The 5,201-nt window shown below is 67.1% G+C and carries 3 protein-coding genes; all 3 read left to right on the forward strand.

The features are described 5' to 3' along the window. The first annotated feature begins 131 nt into the window (after nucleotides 1-131). Nucleotides 132-3,137: a parallel beta-helix domain-containing protein gene (locus C5O18_RS06285; protein WP_158249284.1), complete on the forward strand. Its 3,006-nt coding sequence runs from the start codon at nucleotides 132-134 to the stop codon at nucleotides 3,135-3,137. A 131-nt stretch (nucleotides 3,138-3,268) separates the two neighbouring features. After that, on the forward strand, nucleotides 3,269-4,837 hold the full coding sequence (gene gltX / locus C5O18_RS06290) for a glutamate--tRNA ligase (RefSeq protein WP_105192469.1): 1,569 nt from the start codon (nucleotides 3,269-3,271) through the stop codon (nucleotides 4,835-4,837). Between the two features lie 61 nt (nucleotides 4,838-4,898). Further along, nucleotides 4,899-5,201, forward strand: a 303-nt coding sequence (locus C5O18_RS06295; RefSeq protein WP_105192471.1) for an SRPBCC family protein, incomplete at its 3' end; no start/stop codon positions are given.

A 5,201-nucleotide genomic window follows, 5' to 3' on the forward strand; every position in this document is an offset into this window, starting at 1 on the left:
GCATGCCGGTTCGTCACGGTGACGCAACAAATGTCATTTTTTCGCAGGATGGCTCTTTTCCACATTGCCAGGCTGGCTATTGCCATGGTCCGATGGCGGCATTACAACAAGAAAAACCCATGAGGCTGCACATGCTCATCACCTCCGGGCCCGCCGCGGGCCGTCGTCGCGCGCCTGTCGTCCTGCTCCTGGCCGCCGGTCTGGTCCTGCTCCCGGGCTGCTTCGGCGGCAAGGATTCGTCGAAGCAGGGTGGCGGCACGCCGCGTGTCGACGAGCCCTGCATCAAGCCTGACGCGCAGGCGCGCGACAAGATCCTGACCGCGCTGTTCGAAGCGCGCGCCGGCGATGTCGTCGAGCTCTGCGAGGGCAAGTTCGACCTGCCCACGGGGCTGCTGATCAACAGCAAGTCCGGCATCACCCTCAAGGGCGCCGGCATGAAGAAGACCATCCTCAGCTTCGCCAACAGCGACAGCGCCGAGGGCATCAACGCCTCGCACGCCGACGGCCTGGTGCTGCAGGGCTTCACCGTCGAGGACACGCCGGGCAACGGCATCCGCATCTTCCGTTCCGATTACGTGACCGTGCGCGATGTCAGCGCGCGCTGGCGCGATGCCGCCGGCCGCGACGAGACCGAGGCCGGCTACACGCCGCGTTCCGATGTCGGCGCCTACGCGCTCTACCCGGTGGAAACCCGGCACGTGCTGATGGAGAACTGCGAGGCCCACGGCGCGTCCGATGCCGGCATCTACGTCGGCCAGTCCAGCGATGTGCTGGTGCGCAACTGCCTGGCCACCTACAACGTGGCCGGCTACGAGTTCGAGAACACCTACCGCGCCATCTTCGAATACAACGTGGCCACCAAGAACACCGGCGGCTTCCTGATCTTCGACCTGCCCAACCTGCGCCAGTACGGCGAGAAGAACATCGTCCGCTACAACAAGGCCTACGCCAACAACACCAACAACTTCGCGCCCATCGGCAACATCGTGGGCCTGACGCCGCGTGGCACCGGCATGCTGATCCTGGCCTCCGACCAGCTCGAGATCTACGGCAACGAGATCACCGACAACGAAACGCTGGGCATCGCCATGGTCAACTACGGCCTGGTCGACAACAACTACCCGGATATGCGCTACGACTTCTATTCCGAGGGCGTGGAGATCTACGACAACACCTTCGCGCGCAACGGCACCAAGCCGCAGATGCCCATCGCCGAGCGCGGCATCGCCTCGGCGCTGCCGCTGATCCTGCGCGTCAAGAACCTCGGGCGCGGCGCCGACATCGTCTGGGATGGCGGCGAGGACACGCCGAACGACTGCACCGAGTATCCGCGCGACAAGGACGGCATTCCGCTCAACCAGCCCAATCCGAACGAGACCGGCCGCTACGAGGCCCGCGTCGACGAGCGCGGCCGTCCCAACTTCGACCGTCCGGATCAGGAGCCGACCTGCAAGTACAACGCCTGGAAGTTCGACACCAAGGGCAAGCTGAAGAAGCCGGAGAACGGCATCTGCATCCACGGCAACAAGCACGAGAACAACCCGCTGGTGACGCCGTTCCTGAATGCCAAGCTGTGGCGCACCGACCTCGGCCCCGAGCTGGTGGTGCAGCTGCTGACGCCGGGTTCCAACGACCTGTCGCCGCATGCCTGCGACCTGCCGGACCGTCCGGAGCCGGTGCTCAAGCTGCCGTACGTGCCCAAGGCCGAGGAGCAGCGCCCGTCCGAAAGCGCCGTGGCCAAGGCCTGCGCGGCGGTGAAGCCGGGCCAGGTGAACTGGAGCGCCCTGGGCCAGTACAACTGTCCCGAGCTGAGCCAGTACGGGCTGTTCAGCGTCGCCAATGATCCGGGCTCGGCCGGCAATGGCGATGGTGTCATGCCCTACGAACTCAACAGCGCGCTGTTCTCCGACTACGCCAGCAAGTACCGCGTGATCTTCCTGCCGCCGGGTGCGGGCGGCACGGTGCAGCGCGCCATCTACCAGGACAGCCGCCAGGGCGTCACCGCCACGCTGGACTTCCCGGTCGGCACGGTGATCGCCAAGACCTTCGCCTTCCGCAAGGAGGACAGTGCCGGCAAGCTGCTGTCCGAGCATGTCGTGGAGACGCGCCTGCTGATCAAGCGCCAGACCGGCTCCGGTGTGAGCTGGGTCGGCCTGCCGTACATCTGGCAGCATGACGCCGCCGGCAAGCCGGTGAAGGCCGTGCTGGCGCTGGCCGGCGGCACCGCCAGCGTGTCCTGGGACTACCTGGACCACAACCCGAACGTGAAGAAGGATGGCAAGCGCGTGCGCTACACCGGCAGCGCCGAGCACTATGCCGTGCCGGCTGCGCTCAACTGCATCACCTGCCACGGTGGCGATGACCGCGAGCCCGGCGCCGCGCCCATCGGGCCCAAGGCGCGCAACATGGACCGCGGCATGAACGCCGACGGCAGCGGCCAGAACCAGCTCGCCTTCATGGTCAGCAAGGGCTGGCTGGACCAGGTGCCGGCCACCCACGACCGTCCGCTGGCGTTCTGGGATGTGCCGGGCAGCGGGCCGTCCAGCGCCACCGGGGGCTCGCCGCGCGACGTTCACGAGCGTGTCCGGGCCTATCTGGAAAGCAACTGCATGCACTGCCACAACCCGAATGGCGGCGCCTCCAACTCCGGCCTCTACCTGGACAGCTTCCGCACCGTGAACAACCGTTTCGGCGTTTGCAAGAAGCCGGTGGCGGCGGGGCGCGGATCGGGCAGCCTGAAGCATGACATCGTGCCGGGCGATGCCGGCGCCTCCATCCTGATGTACCGCGTGGCATCCGCCGAGGCCGGCGTGCGCATGGCGCCGATCGCGCGCAGCGTGACGCACACCGAGTCGGCAGTGCTGATCAACGAGTGGATCAACACCGCGCTGCCGGCGCTGGACAAGGCCGATGACAACGAGATCCAGGATGAGGACAGCTGCAACAGCAGCGATCTGCCGCTGCTGCTCACCGAGCTGCTGCCGGCCGAGCTGACCGGCCTGCTGAAGCAGCTGCAGAAGCTGGCCGGCGGCGATCCCTCGGCGCTGGAGGACATTCTCGGCACGCTCACCGGCGGTCTGCGCGGCCTGCTGCCGATGACCTCGGCCGACCAGCGCCGCGAGCTGTCGCTGCCCTGAGCGCCGGGCCGGTCCTGCTTCTGCAGGACCGGCATCTCCGCCAGCCCTGGCGGTCATAAAAAGGGCCACCGTCAGGTGGCCTTTTTTCTTATACTGGCGCCTGTTTTTCTGACCGGTTTCCTGACTGACCCATGACTGCACTGACCAAGCCCGTGCGCACCCGCGTGGCACCGTCGCCGACCGGCGATCCCCATGTCGGCACCGCCTACATCGCCCTGTTCAACCTCTGCTACGCGCGCCAGCACGGCGGGCAGTTCATCCTGCGCATCGAAGACACCGACCAGGTGCGCTCGACGCCGGAGTCGGAGCAGCAGATCCTGGCCTCGCTGAAGTGGCTGGGCCTGAACTGGGACGAGGGTCCGGATGTCGGCGGGCCGCACGCGCCGTACCGGCAGAGCGAGCGCAGCGCGATCTACCGCGAGCACGCCGATATCCTGCTCGACAAGGGTCATGCCTTCCGCTGCTTCTGCACCGCAGAGCGTCTGGACCGGCTGCGCGCCGAGCAGACCGCTGCCAAGGGCGCGCTCGGCTACGACGGTCACTGCATGAGCCTGTCCGCCGAAGAGGTGGCCACCCGCGTCGCCGCCGGCGAGCCTAACGTCATCCGCATGAAGGTGCCGCGCCCGGCGCCGGAGGCGACGCGCGAGGAAGCCACCTGCGAGATCAGCGACCTGCTGCGCGGCACCATCAGCATCGACTGGAAGGAAGTCGACATGCAGGTGCTGATGAAGGCCGACGGTCTGCCGACCTACCACCTCGCCAATGTGGTCGACGACCACCTCATGGAAATCACCCATGTGCTGCGCGGCGAGGAGTGGATCAGCTCGGCGCCCAAGCACAAGCTGCTCTACGAATATTTCGGCTGGGACATGCCGCAGCTCTGCCACATGCCGCTGCTGCGCAACCCGGACAAGTCCAAGCTCAGCAAGCGCAAGAACCCGACTTCGATCACCTACTACGAGCGCATGGGCTACCTGCCCGAGGCGCTGCTCAACTACCTCGGCCGCATGGGCTGGTCCATGCCGGACGAGCGCGAGCAGTTCACCCTGGCCGAGATGATCGCCGACTTCGATGTCTCGCGCGTGTCGCTGGGCGGGCCGATCTTCGATGTCGAGAAGCTGGCCTGGCTCAACGGCCAGTGGATCAAGGGCCTGGCGCCGGAGCAGTTCGTCGCCGCCTTCCAGCGCTGGATTACGCCGGAGTACCTGGCACGCGTCGCCAGCCAGATCCAGACCCGCGTGAGCACGCTGTCGGAAGCGGTGGACAAGGCCGGGTTCTTCTTCGCCGGCAAGGTTGCGCTCAGTGCTGAGAGCTTCGCGCACAAGTCGCTAGGCCCGGAGCAGGTGAAGACCATCCTGCAGCTGGCGCTGTGGGAGCTGGAGGCGCTGCGGCACTGGGACCACGCGCACATCAGCGAGCTGCTGCAGCGCCTGAGCGGGGCGCTGGGCATCAAGCTGCGCGACTTCATGGCGCCGTTCTTCGTCAGCATGGCCGGTTCGCCGTCGGCGCCGCCGGTCATGGAGGCCATGGCCATCATGGGGCCGGACATGACCCGCGCGCGGCTGCGCGAGGCCATCACGGTGCTCGGTGGCGTGTCCAAGAACGAGACCAAGGCGCTGGAGAAGCAGCTCGCCGCCTTCCGTCGGGGCGAGTCGCTGACGGCGCCGGCCGCCGTGGCGGAGAATCCCTCCGCGCAGTAAGGTCACCGGGTGAGGGGCGGGGGCATGTGCCGACCCGCCCGAGCCACCCGGAGCCCGTTTCATGCATCCGCTGCCATCGCGCACTTTCAGCATCACCATCCGGCGCTGCCCGCATCAGGTCTACGACTTCCTGGCCGAGCCGCGCAACCTGCCGCGCTGGGCCAGCGGCCTGGGGCAGAACCTGCGCCAGGACTGCGCCCGCGAGGAGCACGCCTGGCTGGCCGACACCCCGGGCGGCACCGTGAGCATCCATTTCTCGCCGCGCAACGACTTCGGCGTGCTCGACCACGTGGTGAAGCTGACCTCGGGCATGACCATCTTCGTGCCCATGCGCGTGATCATCAACGCGGGTGGCAGCGATGTG

The sequence above is a fragment of the Amnimonas aquatica genome (genome assembly GCF_002943415.1).
Classification (GTDB): domain Bacteria; phylum Pseudomonadota; class Gammaproteobacteria; order Pseudomonadales; family Moraxellaceae; genus Perlucidibaca; species Perlucidibaca aquatica_A.

Excerpts from the sequence above, each read along its gene's own strand:
- C5O18_RS06285 (WP_158249284.1), top strand. The coding sequence starts at position 132 with ATGCTCATCACCTCCGGGCCCGCCGCGGGCCGTCGTCGCGCGCCTGTC.
- gltX (WP_105192469.1), top strand. The coding sequence starts at position 3,269 with ATGACTGCACTGACCAAGCCCGTGCGCACCCGCGTGGCACCGTCGCCG.